Annotated in this window: 21 protein-coding genes and 1 pseudogene; 17 read left to right on the top strand and 5 right to left on the bottom strand. The window is 33.9% G+C overall.

Annotated features, from left to right (window positions below; all coding sequences use genetic code 11):
• Positions 1-174: 174 nt before the first annotated feature.
• The 11 genes from ptrA (at position 175) to B6C84_RS10825 (ending at position 13,499) form a co-directional block, all read left to right on the top strand.
• Positions 175-3,054, top strand: coding sequence for a pitrilysin (ptrA, locus tag B6C84_RS10775; RefSeq protein ID WP_086354251.1), 2,880 nt, complete (start codon positions 175-177; stop codon positions 3,052-3,054).
• A gap of 100 nt (positions 3,055-3,154) precedes the next feature.
• Entirely contained in the window at positions 3,155-4,027 is an 873-nt protein-coding gene (locus tag B6C84_RS10780; protein ID WP_065651838.1) for a helix-turn-helix domain-containing protein, read from the top strand.
• A gap of 27 nt (positions 4,028-4,054) precedes the next feature.
• Positions 4,055-5,338: a 3-phosphoshikimate 1-carboxyvinyltransferase gene (aroA, locus tag B6C84_RS10785; RefSeq protein WP_086320076.1), complete on the top strand. Its 1,284-nt coding sequence runs from the start codon at positions 4,055-4,057 to the stop codon at positions 5,336-5,338.
• 1 nt (position 5,339) lies between these two features.
• The gene (gene cmk, locus B6C84_RS10790; protein ID WP_086320075.1) at positions 5,340-6,020 is read left to right on the top strand and encodes a (d)CMP kinase; all 681 of its coding nucleotides are present in this window, start codon (positions 5,340-5,342) and stop codon (positions 6,018-6,020) included.
• 127 nt (positions 6,021-6,147) lie between these two features.
• Entirely contained in the window at positions 6,148-7,830 is a 1,683-nt protein-coding gene (gene rpsA, locus B6C84_RS10795) for a 30S ribosomal protein S1 (RefSeq protein ID WP_034901981.1), read from the top strand.
• Positions 7,831-7,929: 99 nt separating this feature from the next.
• A complete protein-coding gene (ihfB, locus tag B6C84_RS10800) occupies positions 7,930-8,220 on the top strand; it encodes an integration host factor subunit beta (protein ID WP_034901983.1) in 291 nt (96 codons plus the stop codon).
• Between the two features lie 226 nt (positions 8,221-8,446).
• Entirely contained in the window at positions 8,447-10,732 is a 2,286-nt protein-coding gene (locus B6C84_RS10805) for a DNA internalization-related competence protein ComEC/Rec2 (RefSeq protein WP_165754878.1), read from the top strand.
• Between the two features lie 89 nt (positions 10,733-10,821).
• Entirely contained in the window at positions 10,822-11,835 is a 1,014-nt protein-coding gene (gene lpxK, locus B6C84_RS10810; RefSeq protein WP_086320073.1) for a tetraacyldisaccharide 4'-kinase, read from the top strand.
• Complete coding sequence (locus B6C84_RS10815) at positions 11,832-12,017, top strand: Trm112 family protein (protein ID WP_034903640.1); 186 nt, start codon at positions 11,832-11,834, stop codon at positions 12,015-12,017. Before lpxK ends, B6C84_RS10815 begins: the two co-directional genes overlap by 4 nt.
• A 21-nt stretch (positions 12,018-12,038) precedes the next feature.
• Positions 12,039-12,803, top strand: coding sequence for a 3-deoxy-manno-octulosonate cytidylyltransferase (kdsB, locus tag B6C84_RS10820; RefSeq protein ID WP_086320072.1), 765 nt, complete (start codon positions 12,039-12,041; stop codon positions 12,801-12,803).
• A 3-nt stretch (positions 12,804-12,806) separates the two neighbouring features.
• Positions 12,807-13,499 (top strand): DUF2461 domain-containing protein, encoded by a 693-nt coding sequence (locus B6C84_RS10825; RefSeq protein ID WP_034903634.1) that lies wholly within the window; start codon positions 12,807-12,809, stop codon positions 13,497-13,499.
• Positions 13,500-13,558: 59 nt separating this feature from the next.
• Here the strand turns inward: B6C84_RS10825 and B6C84_RS10830 are convergent, their stop codons facing one another.
• Positions 13,559-14,221, bottom strand: a complete 663-nt coding sequence (locus tag B6C84_RS10830; protein WP_133052222.1) for a MarC family NAAT transporter — start codon at positions 14,219-14,221, stop codon at positions 13,559-13,561.
• A gap of 238 nt (positions 14,222-14,459) precedes the next feature.
• Between B6C84_RS10830 and B6C84_RS10835 the strand changes: the two genes are divergently transcribed.
• A complete protein-coding gene (locus tag B6C84_RS10835) occupies positions 14,460-14,825 on the top strand; it encodes a helix-turn-helix domain-containing protein (protein ID WP_086354250.1) in 366 nt (121 codons plus the stop codon).
• Between the two features lie 101 nt (positions 14,826-14,926).
• On the opposite strand, the gene B6C84_RS10840 is transcribed toward B6C84_RS10835, so the two are convergent.
• A complete protein-coding gene (locus tag B6C84_RS10840) occupies positions 14,927-15,442 on the bottom strand; it encodes a single-stranded DNA-binding protein (protein WP_065579262.1) in 516 nt (171 codons plus the stop codon).
• A gap of 216 nt (positions 15,443-15,658) precedes the next feature.
• On the opposite strand from B6C84_RS10840, the gene corA reads away from it, so the two are divergent.
• The 4 genes from corA to B6C84_RS10860 all read left to right on the top strand — a co-directional run bounded on the left by corA (position 15,659) and on the right by B6C84_RS10860 (position 18,449).
• Positions 15,659-16,600, top strand: a complete 942-nt coding sequence (gene corA, locus B6C84_RS10845; protein ID WP_065613307.1) for a magnesium/cobalt transporter CorA — start codon at positions 15,659-15,661, stop codon at positions 16,598-16,600.
• 199 nt (positions 16,601-16,799) lie between these two features.
• Complete coding sequence (locus B6C84_RS10850; RefSeq protein ID WP_086354249.1) at positions 16,800-17,759, top strand: glucokinase; 960 nt, start codon at positions 16,800-16,802, stop codon at positions 17,757-17,759.
• A gap of 22 nt (positions 17,760-17,781) precedes the next feature.
• Entirely contained in the window at positions 17,782-18,030 is a 249-nt protein-coding gene (locus tag B6C84_RS10855; protein ID WP_081298923.1) for a YcgL domain-containing protein, read from the top strand.
• Entirely contained in the window at positions 18,027-18,449 is a 423-nt protein-coding gene (locus B6C84_RS10860) for a YcgN family cysteine cluster protein (RefSeq protein ID WP_086354248.1), read from the top strand. Before B6C84_RS10855 ends, B6C84_RS10860 begins: the two co-directional genes overlap by 4 nt.
• 27 nt (positions 18,450-18,476) lie before the next feature.
• On the opposite strand, the gene B6C84_RS10865 is transcribed toward B6C84_RS10860, so the two are convergent.
• Positions 18,477-19,034, bottom strand: coding sequence for a YggT family protein (locus B6C84_RS10865; RefSeq protein ID WP_065579258.1), 558 nt, complete (start codon positions 19,032-19,034; stop codon positions 18,477-18,479).
• 36 nt (positions 19,035-19,070) lie between these two features.
• Positions 19,071-19,772 carry a YggS family pyridoxal phosphate-dependent enzyme gene (locus B6C84_RS10870; RefSeq protein WP_065613303.1) on the bottom strand — a complete coding sequence of 234 codons (702 nt, stop codon included), beginning with the start codon at positions 19,770-19,772 and terminating at the stop codon, positions 19,071-19,073.
• 36 nt (positions 19,773-19,808) lie between these two features.
• Between B6C84_RS10870 and B6C84_RS10875 the strand changes: the two genes are divergently transcribed.
• Positions 19,809-20,753 (top strand): type IV pilus twitching motility protein PilT, encoded by a 945-nt coding sequence (locus tag B6C84_RS10875; protein ID WP_065651848.1) that lies wholly within the window; start codon positions 19,809-19,811, stop codon positions 20,751-20,753.
• Positions 20,754-20,813: 60 nt separating this feature from the next.
• Here B6C84_RS10875 and B6C84_RS11610 read toward each other — a convergent pair.
• A pseudogene (locus B6C84_RS11610) lies at positions 20,814-21,018 on the bottom strand (hypothetical protein); the annotation flags it as partial.

Here is a 21,018-nt window from a genome sequence, read left to right on the forward strand (position 1 = left end):
CGGTTATCGCTATATTGCTCTCTTCTATTAATAAAGCTGTAATTAATCATACCTTCTATATACCTTTATATTCTTGAATTTTGACTGTAATTTTGTATTCCAAATAATAAATTATTCTTTTTCATTTATATTTATATTTCGATTATACTGTCTTTTAAATTAGGCGAGAATTCTATGAATAACATGAAAACTAAAACACTATTTGTTACTGCATTAACCGTTTTTACATTTAATAGTTCATTTGCAATTGAGAATAAGCATGAACATTCTGTGTTATCAAATAAAGTTCAGCAAAGCGAACGAGATGATCGTCAATATGAAGTCATTGAACTTGATAATAAAATGCGAGTTTTATTAGTTTCAGATCCAAAAGCGACTAAATCTCTTGGTTCTATAGCTTTGCCTGTTGGTTCGTTATATGATCCAGTGCTTCAACAAGGTTTAGCCCATTACACAGAGCATATGGTGCTAATGGGATCGAAAAAGTATCCTCAACCATCTAGTTTTACCGAATTTCTAGCTCGACATGCTGGTAACTATAACGCGTCTACTAGCGGTAATCGTACCGCATTTTTCTTTGAAGTTGAAAATGGTGTAATTAATACTGCATTAGATTATTTAGCTGATGCGATTGCTGAACCAATTTTTGATCCTAAATTTGCTGATAAAGAACGAAATGCCGTCAATGCAGAAATGACGATGTATCGCTCAAGTGATGGTTTTCGTATTCAGCAAGTTGATTCTGAAACAATTAATCCCAATCACCCGGCATCACAATTTTCGGGAGGAAATTTAGAAACTTTAAGTGATAAAGACAATAGTAAATTACAAGATGAACTAGTCAACTTTCATGATAAATACTATTCAGCTAATATTATGGTGGGGGTTATTTACAGTAATCAATCCATTGAAAAATTGGAAACTTTAGCTGAATCTACTTACGGTCAAATTCCTAATAAAAATATAATCGTTCCGCCAATTACCAAACCAGCGATTACTCAGGAGTTTACTGGTAAAGAAATTACCATGTTACCGGCTCAACCTAGAAAAATGTTGTCTTTAAAATTTCCGATTGAAAATGATATCGATAAATTTACTGATAAAACCAATGAGTACCTTATCTATTTAATTAGTAATAATAGTAAAAATACCTTAGCTGATCAGCTACAAAAACAAGGTTTGATTGAAGCTATTCAAGCAACTTGTGATAGTAAATATTATGGTAATAGTGGAACATTTAATATTAATGTCATTTTAACTGATGAAGGCTTGGCGCAAAAAGACAAGGTGATTGCAGCTATATTCAATTATTTACAATTAATTGAAAAACAGGGCGTTTCAGAAGCTTATTATGATGAGATAAAAAAAGTTTTTGCTTTATCTTTTAAGTATAAAGATGTTAACCGTGATATGTCTTATGTCGAATGGTTATCAGATCAGATGCTACTTTATCCGGTTAAAAATGTATTAGATGCGGATTATGTTGCGGAACATTTGAATAAAGAAGCTATCATCAATCGAATCAAAAGTTTTACTCCTGACAATGCTAGAGTGTGGTTGATTGCCCCAAATCAAACTACCGATAAAACTGCATATTTTCTAAATGCGCCTTATAAAGTAGATAATATTACAGATGAATTAAAAGCAACGTGGACTAATTTAGCTAAAGATTTTTCGTTTACTTTGCCGGAATTAAATCCTTATATCCCAGATAATTTTAATATAATACGTCAAAATAGCGATCAAATTCAACCAGCTACATTTAGCAAACGTGGTAATCATATTCATTTTGTTAGTCGTCATTTTAATAATGATCCTAAGGCTGTGATTGCAGTTTCTTTACGTAATAATCAGGCTTTTAAAGACGCAAAAACGTCGATTGCTTTTGAGTTACTTGATTACATCGTTAGTCGTGATTTAACGCAATTACAATTTCAAGCAGGTAATGCCGGAATGTCATTATCCACTGGTCCTGATAATGGTTTAATGATAACTGCTGCTGGTTTTAATCAACATTTACCAGAAATGGTATTGGCTATTCTTAATAGCTATCGTCAAGTGGCTATTGATGAACAAAGTTTAGCATTAGCTAAATCATGGTATCTGCAACGACTTGATGGGGCAGATCATTTTGAAAGTATTCGATTAGCGTCAGAGCCAGTTCTTGCATTATCTAAGTTGCCACACTATTTTGAACGAGATGAAAGACGACAAATTACAAATACTATCACTATTAGTGATGTTGAAGCTTATCGTGATAACTTGATGACCCAATCTATACCTTATATGATTAGTTTAGGTAATATTTCAAATGAAGATTCTTTGGATCTTTATCATGCAGTGCAAAAGACATTAAAACGCGATGTTGAATTTACTCCTTTGGATGATATAGCAATTAAAACTTCGTTTACAGCGAGAATCACCCAACAAGCGAAAAGTACCGATAGCGCGTTGTTAATGACTTATTTCCCAACAAATTATGATCCGACTAAAAGTCAAGTTGTTGGTTATACATTAACTAGTATTATGTCACCATGGTTTTTTGATCAATTGCGGAGTCATGAACAATTGGGTTATCTTGTAGGTATTTTTCCATTTTTCATCGGTGAATCAGTCGGGCTGGGTTTTGCTGTGCAAACTAATCAGTGGGATCCTGCTTATCTATTACAACGTTATCAAGCTTTTTACCCAACAATGTTAAATAAATTAGATGCGTTAACTGATAAGGATATTGAAGAGTATAAAAGAAGCATCATTGATGAACAGACAATGCCGCCGCAATCATTAGATGAAGAGTTTGAACGTTTAATTTCAGATTATCGTTTATCACGTTTCCAATTTGATTCGCGTGATAAAAAAATAGAACTTCTTAAGAAAATCACTAAACAAGATTTAATTGATTTTTATAAAAGTACTGTTATTGACCAAAAAGGTTTAGTAATAGCATCACAAGTGATAGGAAAAACGGAAAAAGGAGAAAAAGAACCTGAAGCTATCACTGACTATACTGAATTTAAAAATGCATCATCATTACAAAATGAATTATTAAAATAAAAGACTCAAACACGCATTTAATCTGAAATATCATTACATTAAATTGGCATTGTACCTACCATATGGTACACTGCCAAAATCCCAATAGTTTGAGTGTATTATGATTACTGGATCGATTGATTATTGTGCTATCGGACAGCGGTTGCGGGCTTACCGTATCGCTGCTTCTCTCAGAGCTGAAGATGTTGCAGAAAGTCTTAAAATTTCTAGAGCTGCGGTTTACCGTTTAGAAAAAGGCGAAATTGTTAAAATAGAAACACTTGAACGGTTAGCCTCATTATTAGATACGTCATTTGCTAGTTTGCTAGGTATTGATACCGAATACTATTCTAGCGGTGATGGTTTTTTTGAACGTATGCGTCAATTAGAAGAACAATCTACGCACATCTATTCTCATTTTGATCCTTTTTCTTTTCTATTAACTTCACCCGATTACCTTTCCCATTTAGGTATGATGTTAAATGAGTCGAGTGAATCCATTGCCGCGCAACGATATGCAACATCATTATCGATTTTAAATGAGCGTAAGACACAATTTTATCAATCTATACCTAAAGTGATTAATCTAATCAGTTTACGTAATGTTGAGCGATTTTTGCATATTGGTTTGGTTGGTAATTTAACCATTTCCCCAGGTAAAAAGTCTGAAAGAATGTTATTGGCTCGTAAAGAAATTTATCATTTGATCAAATTGATAGAAGACCAAGCTTATGCACCAACAATTGCGATTACAGAACAAGCTATCCCATCCATCGCTTTTCAAATATTTTATCAAAATGAAGAGGCCTTAGCATTGGCAATGAGTCCTTTTCGATTGGGTGAACTACCTAATATAACCACAGGGATTGCCTCAATAACATCTTCAGAAGATGCAATTAAGCGTTATCGCCACTTATTTGATAAGCTGTGGCAAAATAGCGCAAAAGATCATAAAGCAATTGATCTATTAAAAACCACCTTAGAAAATTTTTAAAGAATATTAAAATTACTAAAGAGAGTCATTATGTTATCTTTGACATTACAACCGATAAAAAAATTTAGTGGTACTATTAATTTACCAGGTTCTAAAAGTGTATCAAATCGTGCACTATTATTATCTGCACTTAGTCAAGGCAAAACAAGATTAACTAATTTACTTGATAGTGATGATGTTCGCTATATGCTTGACGCTTTAAAAGCGTTGAATATCAAATATCATCTGTCAGATGACCGAACAATTTGTGATATAGAAGGGGTTGGCGGTAAATTACATTCTGCTCATCCATTAGAATTATTTTTAGGAAATGCAGGGACAGCTATGCGTCCTTTAGCAGCAGCACTTTGTTTAGCCGATAATAATATTGTATTAACAGGTGAACCTCGTATGAAAGAGCGTCCAATTGGTCATTTGGTCGATGCATTACGTCAAGGTGGCGCTAAAATTGATTATCTTGAAAATGAAGGTTATCCGCCACTTCATATCCATGGTGGTTTTACTGGAGGTAAGATTGCTGTAAATGGCTCGGTATCAAGTCAATTCTTAACTGCACTATTGATGGCAGCCCCTTTAGCTAGCAATGATACGGAAATTACTATTATTGGCGATCTAGTTTCTAAACCATATATTGATATTACAATAAAAATGATGGCAATATTTGGTGTATCGGTTATCAATAATCAATATCAGACATTTGTCATTAAAGCTAATCAAACTTATCAATCTCCTGGTAGCTATTTGGTAGAAGGTGATGCCTCTTCAGCATCTTATTTCTTAGCGGCAGCAGCAATTAAAGGTGGCACTGTTCGTGTTACTGGAGTTGGTAAAAAAAGTTTACAAGGAGATACTCAATTTGCTCATGTGCTGGAAAAAATGGGTGCCAAAATAACTTGGGCTGATGATTATATTGAGTGTTCTCGCGGTGAATTAAATGGTGTCGATATGGATATGAATCATATTCCTGATGCTGCGATGACAATTGCAACAACAGCACTCTTTGCTGATGGAACAACGACAATTCGAAATATTTACAATTGGCGAGTAAAAGAGACCGACCGCTTATCGGCTATGGCTAACGAATTGCGTAAAGTTGGTGCTACTGTTGAAGAAGGAGAGGATTATATTTCTATAACTCCTCCCGCAAAACTCAACCATGCAGAAATCAAAACTTATAATGATCATCGTATGGCTATGTGTTTCTCATTAGTTGCACTTTCTGATACGCCGGTAACTATTTTAGATCCGAAGTGTACAATGAAAACATTCCCTGATTATTTTGAACAATTTAAACGATTAAGCGAAATATAACATGACAAAAAATATTCCTGTTATTGCTGTTGATGGGCCGAGTGGCGTAGGTAAGGGTACATTATGTCAAGCGTTAGCAAATCACTTCAACTGGCATCTTTTGGATTCAGGTGCTATCTATCGTGTATTAGCGCTAGCGGCGTTAAAGAAAAATATTGCTTTAGATGATATTAATCAGCTAACTGAGCTCGCATTGAATTTGCCGTTAACATTTGATAGCAGTCATGATGATGTCAAAGTATTGTTGGCTGGGGTTGATGTTTCAAAAGAGATTCGTACCGAACAAACTGGTGGAGCTGCTTCAAAAGTAGCTGCAATAAATGAAGTAAGAACAGCTTTATTACAGCGTCAACGTGATTTTCGACAATTACCTGGATTAATTGCCGATGGCCGTGATATGGGGACAGTCGTATTTAGCGATGCTCCCGTTAAAATATTTCTTGATGCCAGCGCTCAATCAAGAGCAGAAAGAAGAATGAAACAGTTGCAAGATAAACAAATTCATGCTAAATTCCCCGAAATTTTGCAGGAGATAACTGCGCGTGATGAGCGAGATCGAAATCGAGCAGTTGCGCCCTTAAAGCCTGCGGTTGACGCATTAATAATTGATACCACATCTCTCTCTATCGAAGATGTTTTTAATCAAGCTATTATGTATATAAAAGAAAAACTTGCGCTATAAGTTTATATTGTAAGTAAACTTATTGTGTGAACGAAGCTCCATTATAAGGATATAAGTGGAGTAACATAAACAACCCCACAAGACAGGATGTAATGTGGACGTTAATATTAATTTAAGTATATAAAATATGACTGAATCTTTTGCTCAACTCTTTGAAGAGTCTTTAAATCAACTAGACACTCGTTCTGGTAATATGATCCGTGGTACTGTCGTTGCAATCGACAAAGATGTTGTTTTAGTTGATGCTGGTTTAAAATCTGAATCAGCAATTCCAGTAGAGCAGTTTAAAAATGCCCAAGGTGAATTAGAAGTTCAAGTTGGCGACGTTGTTGACGTTGTTCTTGATTCTATTGAAGATGGCTTTGGCGAAACAATCTTATCTCGTGAAAAAGCTAAACGTCATGAGGCGTGGCTAACATTAGAAAAAGCAGTTGAAGATGCTGCAACAGTTTTAGGTGTTATCAATGGTAAAGTTAAAGGTGGCTTTACGGTTGATCTTAATGGCGTTCGTGCGTTCCTACCAGGTTCGCTTGTTGATGTTCGTCCATTACGCGATACTTCTCATATTGAAAATAGAGAGATCGAATTAAAAGTTATTAAATTAGATCAAAAACGCAACAACGTAGTTGTTTCACGTCGTGCAGTAATTGAATCTGAAAATAGCGCAGAAAGAGAACAACTTCTTGAAAATCTACAAGAAGGTTCTGAAGTTAAAGGTATTATCAAAAATCTTACTGATTACGGTGCATTCGTTGATCTTGGTGGGGTTGATGGTTTACTACATATCACTGATATGGCTTGGAAACGTGTTAAACACCCAAGTGAAGTGGTTGAAGTTGGTCAAGAATTACTTGTTAAAGTTCTTAAATTCGATAAAGACCGTTCACGTGTTTCTCTTGGCTTAAAACAATTAGGCGAAGATCCTTGGGTTTCAATTGCTAAACGTTACCCAGAAGGTACTAAAGTAACTGGTAAAGTAACTAACTTAACTGATTACGGTTGTTTCGTTGAAATCGAAACTGGTGTTGAAGGTTTAGTACACGTTTCTGAAATGGATTGGACTAACAAAAACATTCATCCATCTAAAGTAGTTAGCTTAGGTGATGAAGTTGAAGTTGTAGTTCTTGAAATTGATGAAGAACGTCGTCGTATTTCTCTTGGTCTTAAACAATGTAAACCAAATCCATGGTTACAATTTGCTGAATCACACAATAAAGGTGATAAAGTTAGCGGTAAGATCAAATCAATTACTGATTTCGGTATCTTCATCGGCTTAGATGGTGGTATTGATGGTCTAGTACATCTTTCTGATATTTCTTGGAATATGCCAGGTGAAGAAGCTGTTAAAGCTTATAAGAAAGGTGACGATATTGAAGCTGTTGTTCTACAAGTTGATGCTGACCGTGAACGTATCTCATTAGGTATCAAACAACTTGAAGACGATCCATTCAGCAGCTTTGCATCTAACTTCAAAAAAGGCGCAATTGTTAAAGGTAAAGTTACTGCAGTTGATGCTAAGGGTGCAACAGTTGAAATCGCCGACGGTATCGAAGGTTACTTAAAAGCACAAGATATTGCTCGTGAACGTGTTGAAGATGCAACTACTGCATTAAATGTTGGTGATGAAGTAGAAGCGAAAATCGTAAATATCGATCGTAAAACTCGTGCAATTTCACTATCTGTACGTGCTAAAGATGAAGCTGATGAAAAAGAAGCATTAGCAGCTGTAAATAATACTGCAACTCAAGAAGATGCATCATTTACTAACGCAATGGCTGAAGCATTTAAAGCAGCATCAAAAACTGAGTAAAAAATATTTATTCAAAGAGTAAAGAGGGCTTGCCCTCTTTTTCTTTTGTGGTATAAAATGAATAAAATATATACCACATAAAATAAATTAGGAGTGACCATGAACAGATCCGATTTAGCAGAAAGAATAGTCAACTGGCGGGCACACCTTCCTGTGCAACTTGTTGATGATGCTGTTAGAGACATTATTGAACAAATTGCTTTAGCGATGGAAAGTAATGATCGCGTTGAAATACGCGGTTTTGGTAGTTTTAGTCTTAACTACCGTGCACCACGTAAAGCTAGAAACCCTAGAACAGGAGGAAATGTTGAGGTTAAACACAAATATATTCCTCACTTTAAACCAGGGAAAGAGTTACGTGAACGTGTAAATAATGCAGCTAAAGCATAATTCCAATATAATTAATAAAATAGCCTTTGAGTAGAATCAAAGGCTTTTTTATTTGTTAATTAGATGAATGATTCTCAATAGAAACAGAAATAGTAATCTTTAAACTGGGATGTAGCTCTAAAATTAAAGATAAAATAATTCGTAGAAAGTTCGAACATATTAGATTGATTATTTAAACAATAATAATATGTAGAAATTGATGCGGCACTACGGTTCAATAGATTTAATGGCAATTGTATTTATCTTAGGATGTGTGCCATTAATGTTTTTGCCATCATTGCCATCTGAAACGATTTGGTTTGTTTTGGCTGGAGTATTCATTGTTATTATTTTAGTATGGCCAATACGACGTCATTACTATCTTTGTTTGATTGCTGTGTTTATATTAAGCTTTCTCTGGTCTACAGCAAATGCAAAACAATACTTAAGTCTAATTGAACCATATATTGACCAGACATTAGTCGTTACTGCAAAAGTTGAAACTATTAATACTCAAATTTACTCCCAAAAACAAACAAATCCATATTATGCAAAATTTTCCATTTTAAAAATTTCAGATCAGATTTTATCATCACCAGTACCTGTTATTATTTATTGGCAACAATCTGATTTAATTAAAGCAGGGCAAATTTGGCAATTAACAATAAAAACCAAAGTGACGCATAGTAATTTAAATGAAGGATCATTTGATAAACAACGTTTTGCGATTGCTAATCATACTTTGTTAAAAGCGAAAGTTATTAAATCAGTTTTACTCGAAAAAAAGTTTAATATTCGACAAAGTATTGCTGATAAATGTTTAGCTTATATTAATTTGTTTAGTTATCGAGGAATTTTATTAGCATTAGGATTTGGTGACCGTTCACAGATTTCTGATCATAATCGTTTAACTATGATGCAAACCGGTGTTGCTCATTTAATGGCAATTTCAGGAATGCATATTCTGTTAGTATTCTATATTAGTAGTTTTTTGCTAAAAGGATTAGTCTTTTTTTTACCACAACGCTATAACCATTTATTGTTACCCATATTAATTGGTTGGTTAACAACGTTATGTTATACATGGTTGACTGGTCTTAATCCTCCAGCATTACGTGCTATTTTAGCTTTATCAATTTGGATATATTTGCGCTATAAAAATAATCACATTAGCGCATGGCAGAAAATTAACCGTATTATAGCGTTATTATTAATTTTTGACCCACTAATGATACTATCTGAAAGTTTTTGGATGTCCTGTTATGCTGTGGTTAGCTTGATTTTTTTATTTGAATGGTTGCCACTAGCTAGCACGTTAAAAAATAAAAAACGATGGTATTTTATTAGATTATTACATTTACAATTTGGTTTAACATTATTATTGCTTCCTATCCAATTATTTATTTTTCATGGTATAAGTGTTGTTGCGTTGTTAACTAACTTAATTGCAATTCCCATTGTTTCGTTAATCACCTTTCCTGCGATTTTATTGGCATTATTATTTAGTTTAATGGACTGTTTTTATCTTGCTTTATGGTTATGGTTTGTTGCGCAAACTTCACTAGAATGGCTTTTTTATTGCTTAGAATATTTAAATATTTTATGGCTAAATATACCGGCGGATTTTTATTTGTTTAGTGGTATTGGTTGGATAACTATAATCATTATTCGGATAGAATTTTGGCGTCGTTTTAGCTTTACTATTGTGATTATTATAACAATGTTATTTTCACCAATTTATAAACAACCCGATTATCTATGGAGAGTTGATATGTTGGATGTTGGGCATGGATTGGCGATTGTAATTCACAATGGTAAATCAGCTATTTTGTATGATACTGGCGCAAAATGGGAAGATAGTTCAGCTGCAGAGCAAGTAATTATCCCTTTTTTACAATGGCATAATCTGAACGTTGAAGGAATTATTATTAGCCATAGTCATAATGATCATATCGGTGGCTTAAGCTATTTACAACAACGTTATCCTAATGCATGGTTAATGAGTTCATCTACTAGTTTGAGTAATGATTATAACTGTTTAGCTGATCATAATTTTAATTGGAAACATTTACGCTTTAATGTGTTATGGCCGACCAAATTAGTGAGTGATCCTAATAACGGCGATTCATGTGTAATACAAATTACTGATGGTCAATTTTCAGTGTTATTGACTGGCGATTTAGAACGTAAACAAGAATATGATTTAGTGGTTAAATATAAACGCAATCTACACTCAACCATTCTACAAACTCCTCATCATGGTAGTACTACTTCATCAAGTTATCCATTCTTAAATTATGTTAATCCCTCTAATGCGCTAACTTCAGCATCACGTTATAACCCATGGCGATTGCCTTCCAATAAGATAACTAATCGTTATAAAGCGCTAAATATTAATTATTATATTACAGGCAAGGAAGGGCAGATTAGTCTATTTTTTTATCCAACATCATGGCAACAAAAAACTATGCGACAAGATATCAATCCAAGATGGTATCATGATTGGTTTGGTAGTTTATCATTTTATGAGTAAAATAGAATTATTGTTAATATGGTGTACAAATTATATATTTATTCACTATATAAAATAAAATTATTGGAACTAGCGAGCATAATAAAGTTATGATTGAGAAATTATGGTATGGTAAAAATAAATCATTTTGGTTGTTGTTACCATTTTCATTATTGTATGGATGTATTAGCTTTATTCGTCGTCAATTATACAAGTTTGGTATATTCAAAGCATGGCAATCGCCAATTCCCATAATTGTCATTGGTAATTTATCAGCAGGAGGTAATGGTAAAACGCCTCTGGCAATTAGTTTAATTGAAGCTTTAAAGGCTAAAGGTCTGAAGGTTGGATTAGTCTCTCGTGGTTATGGTGGAAAATCCGACCATTATCCATTAATTTTAGATGAAAATACTACCACTGCGCAGGCTGGTGACGAACCAATTTTAATTTATCAAAGAACTCAAGTACCAATTGCGGTCGCACCTAAGCGAGTCGAGGCAGTTAAAGAATTATTAAAATCATATCAATTGGATGTTGTTTTAACTGATGATGGTTTACAGCATTATGCATTAGCTCGTGATATTGAGATCGTAGTCGTTGATGGTAAGAGACTATTCGGAAACGGTTGGTGGATCCCAGCTGGCCCGATGAGAGAGCGAACAAATCGGTTGAAATCAGTAGACTTAATTATGATAAATGGTGACAGTTTAGGCGATATATCAAATCAGTATCCAGATAAAACTTATACTATGCAACTAACCCCTAGTTACGCGGTAAATCTACTGACTAATGAAAAAAGCCAGTTATCGGCATTACATCATATTTGTGCTATTGCTGGTATTAGTAATCCAAAGCGATTCTTCGATATGTTAATTAAAATGAATGTAGATTTGTTACATACTGAATCTTTTGCCGATCATCAAAATTTTAGCTTGCCATTATTAGAGAAAGTTGCTGCAAGTAATCAAACACTTTTAATGACCGAAAAAGATGCAGTGAAATGTCGACAATTTGCATTACCTAATTGGTGGTATTTACCAATTGATGCTACGATACCCGATCAGGCTATAGAAAAGATTTATTCACTATTTGTAGAAAGAAAATTACAAAGAGAAAAAAAATGAAACAACTGTTATTAAGTGCTATTGCTTGTCCTAAATGCCATGGACAATTAGAATACGATAAGCAACACCAACAATTAGTTTGCCAAAATGATAGGTTAGTTTACTCAATAAAAGAAGGGATACCGGTATTATTAGCAAGCGAAGCAAATTCATTAAATCAATCTAATTGTGATAAAGAATAATTAAAGTTTTGAGGTAATTTTATGAGTTTTACAGTAATTATTCCTGCTAGATATGCTTCCAGCCGTTTACCGGGAAAACCCCTTGCTGATATCCATGGCAAACCGATGATAATTCGAGTGATGGAACAAGCACAAAAATCATCGGCTAGTCGAGTCATCATTGCGACTGATAACCAACAAGTTTTTGATGTAGTGCAAAGCTATGGTGGTGAAGTCGTTTTAACGAGTGATAAGCATAACTCAGGAACTGAACGTTTAGCTGAAGTCATTAATACATTTCAACTGGCTGACGATGAAGTTATTGTAAACGTTCAAGGTGATGAACCATTAATTCCACCGATTATTATTGATCAAGTTGCTGATAATTTAGTGAATTATAAAACCGGCATGGCAACTTTAGCTGTACCGATTGATTCTGTTGAAGAAGCATTTAATCCAGGTGCAGTAAAAGTGGTTATGGATAAAGATGGTTATGCACTCTATTTTTCACGGGCGACTATTCCGTGGGAGCGTGATCGTTTTGCTAAATTGAGTGAACAAAATAAACTAGATTCGATTGGTGATTTTTACCTACGTCACATTGGTATTTATGCATATCGTGTGGGTTTTATTCGTCAATATATTCAATGGACACCTTCTGCTTTAGAACAGATAGAAATGTTAGAACAATTAAGAGTTCTTTGGTATGGTGAGAAAATACATGTAGCGGTGGCCAAACAAGCTCCAGCTATTGGGGTTGATACCCAAGAGGACTTAGATAAAGTTAGAGCATTATATCAGGAGTAATATATGGCAAATTTTACTGGCTTTACTCAAGAAGGGTTAAATTTTTTACAAGATGCTTGGATTAACAATAGTAGAGTTTGGTTTGAAGAGCATAGATCAATTTATGACAATGATTTGATCAAACCTTTTCGATTATTGGTTGAGCAACTAACACCAACCATGCTTAAAATTGATGAATGGTTTGAAACGCGTCCAGCTATAGGTAAAACAATTTCACGAATTCATCGTGATACGCGATTTTCTAAAGATAAGTCATTATACCGTAGTCGTTTATGGTTGACGTTTAAACGCCCTAATCGTGATTGGAAAGAAGCTCCAGCCTATTTTTTTGAAATTGGTCCAGATAGCTATAGATATGGTTTAGGTTATTATTGTGCTTCAAAAACTACTATGGATATCTTTAGAGAAGAAATATTAAATGACCCTTCTAAATTTTTGGCAGTAGTTAATTGTGTTAAAAAACCATTTGAATTAGTAGGGGAAATGTATAAAAGACCATTAATCAAAGATCAAGATGAAAAATTATCGACATGGTACAATCGAAAGAATATTGCTGTAATGGTAACCAATAATCATATTGAAGATGTCCTAAATGGTGATTTACCGAATAAACTTGCTAAAGGTTTTAAACAGCTTTTACCTCTATATGATTATTTGATGCGAGTAGAAATGATAAAAAATATCCCAAATCTTTAGTTAACCAATACGGTAGTTAACCAATATGGTAAAAATTCGTAATAAAAAAATAGCCTTCCTCAAATATTTGGGAAGTTTAATATTAATTCTTTAACACCATTTATAATAAATTGTGTACCAACACAGACCAGTAAAAAGCCCATTATTCTTGATGTGGCTTCTATACCACTTTTACCCATAAAGCGCATTATGCTACCAGCACTACGCATACAGAACCATAAAATAATACATAATAATAAAGGAACAAGTATTGATGAAGTATAAACAACCCAAGTCGATACATTATATCCACCACTTTTTACAGTGGAAGCCATACTGATTATCATAGCAATGGTTCCCGGTCCAGCAGTACTTGGCATTGCAAGTGGTACAAAAGCAATATTATTGGAAACTTCTTTCTTTTTTGCATCTGCTTCTAATGTTTTATGCGAGGGTTGTTGAGGAAAAAGCATTCTAAAACCGATAATGCCAACAATCATGCCACCTGCGATACGTAAACCAGGGATAGATATACCGAATGTGCTCATGACCAATTGTCCACAATAAAATGAAACAATCATGATGATGAAAACATAAATACAAGTCATTTTTGACTGGTAATTACGTTCCTCATTGGTCATATCGCCAGATAGACCTAATAGCAGTACAACGGTAGTTAACGGATTAGTTAATGGAATAAACAGAATTAAACCAAAACCGACTGTTTGTATAAGTTCCAACATAACTTCAATCCAAATTGTAATAAAAGTTCTAATTAAGTATAGATGAAATATATAAAAAAGATACATTAAGTTAGGTGAAAACTAAATAAATATTAGCGCAGTACTGGTTAGTTATGAATCTTTATCTGAAGCCTTTATTTTAAACAATGGCGCTTTTAAGTTTTGTGCTAATATTACGCCGATAAATGACATACCGCCACCTCTTCGTTTAGGACAAGTGTTAATCGATCTGCTCTTAATGGAATCTAACCTCACATTCTATTTGCCAAGTTCGAACGATAAATATTTAGCTCCTATTTTAAAAGAGTTAGAATTAGATCCGGCTAATAATAAGACCCTTGAACAGTGGGCTCAAACAGTATTTACCACCGAACTAACCCTTACAAGACGTTGCCAACAAAAATTAGGTATGTCATTTAGAATGTGGCGGCAACGGTTACGATTTTTGTATAGTATCTCGCTTTTAGAACAAGATAAATCGATTCAAGATATCGCATTTTCTGTTGGTTATAGTTTAGTATCCGCTTTTATTACTATGTTTAAAAATATCGCAGGAGTTACACCTGATCTTTACCGTTCTAACACAGGTTTTAAGAAAAGTTAAACATAATAAGTTGTCGTTATTTGCGAAAAGTATGAATGAATATGGATTGAAAAAAGGCGTAATTTATACGCCTATATAATATAGAATTGAATAAATAACCATTAAAATGGAATATCGTCATCGAAATCCATTGGTGGTTCAGGCATAGTTGGTTGACTTGCTGCTGGTTCATTTGTTGTTGAAGGACGTGATGTACTAGGAGCAGACGAAGTATTATTAGCACTTTGTCCCCAGTTTTGTGAGCCATCATTAAAACTATCTCCTGAACGAGAGCCTAAAATTTGTAATGTTCCACCTACAGCATTGATCACTACTTCAGTAGAATAACGATCATTACCCGCTTGGTCTTGCCATTTACGAGTTTGTAATTGTCCTTCTAAATAAACTTGAGTACCTTTTTTAACATATTCGCCAGCAATTTCAGCTAATTTACCAAATACAACAACGCGATGCCATTCGGTACGATCTCGGTTTTCACCAGTTTGTTTATCTTTCCAAGTTTCTGATGTAGCAACACTAAAATTTGCGACAGCGTTACCGTTTGGCATGTACCGAACTTCTGGATCTTGACCTAAATTCCCTACTAAAATGACTTTATTAATACCTCTATTTGCCATTATACACTCCTAACAATTACATAAATATTTGATATGTATTATTGTATCATGAGACTTAATTAACATCACCGAATTTAATTTAAATTTGGAATTAAGTATCCAAAATTTTAAAATACAGAAAGATTCGCTTTATCATAGGAATTTTTTACTATAACGAGTATAATGCCTGCCATTTGTAGATATTATATCTTAAACATTTTTTCTCCTGGAGGCCTTATGATTAATGCGTTTGGATTAAAAAACAAACAATTAGTAAAAATTAATGAAGGCGATATTAAAAATGCGATCTGGATTGACTTAATTGAACCAGAAGAAGCAGATCGTGAAGTCATTTTGACCAATTTAGGTCAAAATCTAGCAACAAGTATTGAACTTGATGATATTGAGGCATCAGCCCGTTTTTTCGAAGATAATGAAGGACTACATGTTCACTCATTCTTCTTTTATGAAGATGCGGAAGACCGAGCCGGTAACTCAACAGTAGCATTTACGATACACAATGGTCGCTTATTTACATTGCGTGAACGTGATTTACCTGCTTTCCGTCTATACCGAATGCGTTCACGTTATCAAGGCATGAATGATGGTAATCCATACGAAGTATTATTGGATTTATTTGAAGTTAAAGTTGAGCAATTAGCTGATCAGATCGAAAATATTTATAGCGAGCTTGAAGAGTTAAGCTTAATTATTATGGATCGTTCATCTCAGGAACACTATGATGAGGCAATTACATCTTTAGCTGAATTAGAAGATACTGCTTGGAAAGTACGACTTTGTTTGATGGATAGTCAACGTGCGGTTAATTATTTAGTGCGCCGAGCAAAAATGCCTACAGATCAGTTAGAACAAGCACGAGAAGTAATACGAGATATTGAATCATTAGTACCACATAATGAATCTTTGTTCCAAAAAGTAAACTTTTTGATGCAAGCGGCTACCAGTTTTATCAATATTGAACAAAGCCGAATAATTAAAATTTTCTCAGTTGTTTCGGTCGTATTCTTACCACCAACAGTGGTTGCATCGGCTTATGGAATGAACTTTGAAAACATGCCTGAACTGAAGTGGGAATATGGCTATCCTTTATCCTTATTATTGATGTTACTAGCAGGTATTGCCCCTTACATTTACTTTAAAGTTAAAAAGTGGTTATAGTAGGTTATTTCCTTCAAATTCTAAATATCATCCGCTAACATTTTGTTAGCGGCAATAATTCCATTAGTGAATTCAGTTAAAGCAATCTAGTTAAATCAATCTAAATAGTCCATAATATTACTCATTATGTTATAGCATTAATTGAATTGATTAAATTAGTGTTTATCTAGAAAGATTTTATTTTTTAAAAGGGAATAACATGAGTAAATATGCACTAGTTACTGATATTGGTGGAACCAATGCCCGATTTGCACTTTATAATTTAGATAGTAATGAATTATCAGCGATAACTAAAATCCTCATTTCAAAAGATGATGTATTGCTTAATTTGATTAAGACTTATTTAACATCACAATCTGTAACTATTGAGATGGCTTGTATTGCTATAGCATGTCCAATTAATGAAGGTGATTTAATTGAAATGACGAATAATAATTTGTCATTTTCTCGCTCTGAATTGATTAGAGAATTGAATTTAACTAAGCTTGAAGTTATCAATGATTTCACTGCAGTGTCGTATTCCATCCCTCGATTATCATCAGATGATGTGATAAAAGTTGGTGGTGGTGAAGCTAATCTTAATTATCCAATAGCAATTTATGGTGCAGGAACAGGTTTAGGCGTCTCTCATTTAATTAAATTAAACGAACATTGGCTTAGTTTATCCGGTGAAGGTGGACATACTGAATTACCAATGGTTAATGAAGAAGAAGATCGAATTTTACAACAGTTACGTAACAAATTTGGTCGGGTATCTTCAGAAAGATTTCTATCTGGTAATGGTATTGTTAATATCTATCAAGCATTATTACAAATCAATAATCAACCGATTGAAGATATCACGCCAGATATAATCGTTAATAAAGCATTGTCTAATAGTTGTCCACTTTGCTTAGCTACTTTAAATTATTTCTGTACTTTTATGGGACGATTTGGGGGTAATTTGGCTTTAACACTTAATACCCAAGGCGGTGTGTATATTGCGGGCGGTATTGTTCCTCGATTCATCGAATTTTTTAAGTCATCACCATTTAGAGAAGCATTTGAGCACAAAGGTCGTATGTCTTTTTTAGTTAAAAAAATACCTGTTTATGTCATAACGCATAACGATCCAGGATTATTTGGTGCTGGAGTTTATTTACAAAATAGCCTGAAATAATTGAGAGGTAAGATGTAATTTTATGATGTGGTGTTATATCTATAGAAGTAGCAAAAAAGAAAACTGTTATTTATATATGGAATGTGAAAATGATTTTTCACATATACCGGAAAAGATAATGTCAATTTTTGGTGCGCCAGTCTTTGTTATGAAAGTATTGCTTGATGGTAAAAGGCGCTTTGTTGTTGGAACAGCAAATGAAATTGAAGAAAAGATCAAAGAGGATGGATTTTTTTTACAAATGTTAAACGAAGATGATTTTAAAGTATGATTGAGCCTTTTTGGGAACATAAAACCTTAGATCAGATGAGTGATGATGAATGGGAACAACTTTGTGATGGTTGTGGTCAGTGCTGTCTAAATAAATTAATGGACGAAGAAACTGACGAAATCCTATATACGAATGTTGCCTGTAATTTGCTTGATTCAAATACTTGTCAATGTAAGCATTATCATACCCGTTTTGATTATGAACCTGATTGCATAAAATTAACACGGGAAAATTTACTGACTATCGAATGGTTACCAAAAACTTGTGCTTATCGTTATTTTTCCGAAACAGGAGTATTACCAGAATGGCATCCGCTGATTGTCGGTAATAAAAAATTAATGCATAAGTTAAAAATATCGGTTAAAAATAGAATTGTTTATGAAAAGGATGTTATTTTCTGGGAAGATCATATTATTTAAAAGAGAGCATAGGCTCTCTTTTAATTTTTAGAATGCCAGCCACAAATTACCGAGAAGATCGATTGCCAATAAATTCAAAAACATCAATATAAAAACAACTACCATAAATGAAAGATCAATCATCCCAATTGGTGGGATAATTCGGCGAATTGGTGCAATTAAAGGTTCGGTTAGCTGAGCAAGCAATTCATCTGCGACTGATTGGCCTCGACTAACCCAACTTAAGATAGCCCTAAAGAATAATAACCAAAATAATAAATGTCCAAAAGCATGTACCATGGCAGCTAAAGCAAATAAAAGATAATAAGGGCTCCAAATAGGTGCATCAATGCCTTCAAACCGGTAGATAAACATAACTTTAAGTAATGCAATCAGATAAAAAACGAGCCAAGTTGCTGTATCAATACGCCCGATAGATGGAATTAATCTTCGTAACGGACCAATTACCGGTTGGGTAATACGCACAATGAACTGGGTAAACGGATTATAAAAATTGACTCTTGCTTGTTGCATCCACAACCGTAGAATAACGACGTATAAGCAAATAGTTAAAATAGCTCTTCCTAAGAAGATTAACGATATCATTGATTACTCCTAAAATATAACTTACTCGGCAATATATCATACATATTGTCTGGCACCAAAAATTGCGCTGCCAATACGAACCATTGTACTTCCAGCCTCAATAGCAGCTTGCATATCACCAGACATCCCCATAGATAATGTATCTAAAAATGGATAATCAGTTTTTAAAGATTCCAAAAGCTGATTCATCTGTTTAAAAACAGCAAATTGTTTAGCAAAATCATTTTCAATCTCAGGGATAGCCATTAAACCGCGTAGTCTTAAATTCGGTAATGTAATAATCTGTTTTATCAAATCAGCTACTTCATCTATTGCAACGCCAGATTTGGTCTGTTCATTGCTGATATTTACCTGAATAAGAACATTTAATTTATCCATTTCTGTCGGGCGCTGTGAATCAAGACGTTGGGCAATTTTGAAACGATCAATGGTATGCATCCAATCAAAATTTTCAGCTACTAATTTAGTCTTGTTCGATTGTAATGGACCGATAAAATGCCAAACAATAGGGGAATCAGGCATACTTTGTTTAAAGTGTGCAATCTTCTCAACACCTTCTTGAACATAATTTTCCCCAAATGATAATTGACCTGCATTTATCGCTTGTGAGATTAATTCTACAGGTTTGGTTTTACTAACTGCAATAAGTTCGATTGATTTGGGATCTCGGCCGCAATCTAGAGCAATTTTGTTAATTTTGTTTTTAATTGTTATTAAATTGTCATGTACTGTGTTCATGTGAATTCCCAATTAAAGAGTGGTTAGTTAAAAATAATGTTAAATTCAATGTTGGCCTTTAGTGTAACGCAAAAAGCCTCTGATTTGCATCTTTCTAGTGGTGAAGTACCGTGCATTCGCATTAATGGAAAATTGAAATTTATCTCAAGTGATAAATTATCACCAGTTAAGCTAAAAATTGAGTTATTACATTTACTCGATGATGATCAAAAAGTAACTTTACAACAACATCAACAGATTGATTTTGCTTATTATCTTGAGAATGTGGGAAGATTTAGGGTAAATATTTTCTATCAACAACGTGGAATTTCAGCTGTATTTAGAATTATTAACCAACAAATCCCAACTTTATGTGAAATTGAGGCACCGGAAATATTGAAAAAACTGGTAAATGTAGAATCAGGAATTATTTTAGTTACTGGTGCAACTGGTAGTGGAAAATCAACAACATTAGCGGCTTTGATTCAATATATTAATCAGATTGCCGCTAAACATATTATTACATTAGAAGATCCCATTGAGTTTATTTATCAAAATGAAAAGTCTCTAATTCAGCAAAGAGAAATCTCACATTTTAGTGAAGCAATTGATAGCTTATTAAGACAAGATCCTGATATTATTATGTTCGGTGAATTACGTAATAAAACTACGATTCAAGCCGCATTAATTGCTGCTGAAACTGGGCATTTAGTTTTTGCTACTCTACATACTAATTCAGCAATTGAAACTATTAATCGTATAATTGATGTATTTGAATACGGGTCACGTGAGTTAATACGAACTCAATTATCTAGTAGTTTACAAGCAATTATCTGTCAAAAACTAATCCCATATAATGATACTCGCAAAGCGATATTCGAAGTGCTTATTAATACACCTGCAGTGAGTAATTTAATTAGTGAAGGTAAAATAAAACAAATATTGTCGTTAATGCAGACTGGTCAAAAAAGTGGAATGAAAGTGATGAGTGGGGAAAAATAGCAACTTTAAGAATCTTAACAAAATTTAACAAATCGAGTTTGCTGGATTTTGCAAATTTAATTATAATTCATGAATCGAATAGTTTATGAAAATTTGATCAAGTCGTAAAATTAACATTATGACAAAGGACTGAAAATATGTTAAAATACAGTTGTTTAGAGGCCAGCCAGCCAGCCAGCCAGCCAGCCAGCCAGCCAGCCAGCCAGCCAGCCAGCCAGCCAGCCAGCCAGCCAGCCATAATCCTTCATCGAGTTTAGTTTCTTCG

Source organism: Gilliamella apis, from assembly GCF_002142155.1.
In the GTDB taxonomy this organism is placed as follows: Bacteria; Pseudomonadota; Gammaproteobacteria; order Enterobacterales; family Orbaceae; genus Gilliamella; species Gilliamella apis.

Excerpts from the sequence above, each read along its gene's own strand:
- B6C84_RS10815 (WP_034903640.1), top strand. The coding sequence starts at position 11,832 with ATGAAACAACTGTTATTAAGTGCTATTGCTTGTCCTAAATGCCATGGA.
- B6C84_RS10780 (WP_065651838.1), top strand. The coding sequence starts at position 3,155 with ATGATTACTGGATCGATTGATTATTGTGCTATCGGACAGCGGTTGCGG.
- corA (WP_065613307.1), top strand. The coding sequence starts at position 15,659 with ATGATTAATGCGTTTGGATTAAAAAACAAACAATTAGTAAAAATTAAT.
- ptrA (WP_086354251.1), top strand. The coding sequence starts at position 175 with ATGAATAACATGAAAACTAAAACACTATTTGTTACTGCATTAACCGTT.
- kdsB (WP_086320072.1), top strand. The coding sequence starts at position 12,039 with ATGAGTTTTACAGTAATTATTCCTGCTAGATATGCTTCCAGCCGTTTA.
- B6C84_RS10850 (WP_086354249.1), top strand. The coding sequence starts at position 16,800 with ATGAGTAAATATGCACTAGTTACTGATATTGGTGGAACCAATGCCCGA.
- cmk (WP_086320075.1), top strand. The coding sequence starts at position 5,340 with ATGACAAAAAATATTCCTGTTATTGCTGTTGATGGGCCGAGTGGCGTA.
- lpxK (WP_086320073.1), top strand. The coding sequence starts at position 10,822 with ATGATTGAGAAATTATGGTATGGTAAAAATAAATCATTTTGGTTGTTG.
- rpsA (WP_034901981.1), top strand. The coding sequence starts at position 6,148 with ATGACTGAATCTTTTGCTCAACTCTTTGAAGAGTCTTTAAATCAACTA.
- ihfB (WP_034901983.1), top strand. The coding sequence starts at position 7,930 with ATGAACAGATCCGATTTAGCAGAAAGAATAGTCAACTGGCGGGCACAC.
- B6C84_RS10875 (WP_065651848.1), top strand. The coding sequence starts at position 19,809 with ATGTTAAATTCAATGTTGGCCTTTAGTGTAACGCAAAAAGCCTCTGAT.
- B6C84_RS10860 (WP_086354248.1), top strand. The coding sequence starts at position 18,027 with ATGATTGAGCCTTTTTGGGAACATAAAACCTTAGATCAGATGAGTGAT.
- B6C84_RS10865 (WP_065579258.1), bottom strand. The coding sequence starts at position 19,034 with ATGATATCGTTAATCTTCTTAGGAAGAGCTATTTTAACTATTTGCTTA.
- B6C84_RS10840 (WP_065579262.1), bottom strand. The coding sequence starts at position 15,442 with ATGGCAAATAGAGGTATTAATAAAGTCATTTTAGTAGGGAATTTAGGT.
- B6C84_RS10855 (WP_081298923.1), top strand. The coding sequence starts at position 17,782 with ATGATGTGGTGTTATATCTATAGAAGTAGCAAAAAAGAAAACTGTTAT.
- B6C84_RS10805 (WP_165754878.1), top strand. The coding sequence starts at position 8,447 with ATGGCAATTGTATTTATCTTAGGATGTGTGCCATTAATGTTTTTGCCA.
- B6C84_RS10825 (WP_034903634.1), top strand. The coding sequence starts at position 12,807 with ATGGCAAATTTTACTGGCTTTACTCAAGAAGGGTTAAATTTTTTACAA.
- B6C84_RS10870 (WP_065613303.1), bottom strand. The coding sequence starts at position 19,772 with ATGAACACAGTACATGACAATTTAATAACAATTAAAAACAAAATTAAC.
- B6C84_RS10830 (WP_133052222.1), bottom strand. The coding sequence starts at position 14,221 with ATGTTGGAACTTATACAAACAGTCGGTTTTGGTTTAATTCTGTTTATT.
- B6C84_RS10835 (WP_086354250.1), top strand. The coding sequence starts at position 14,460 with ATGGAATCTAACCTCACATTCTATTTGCCAAGTTCGAACGATAAATAT.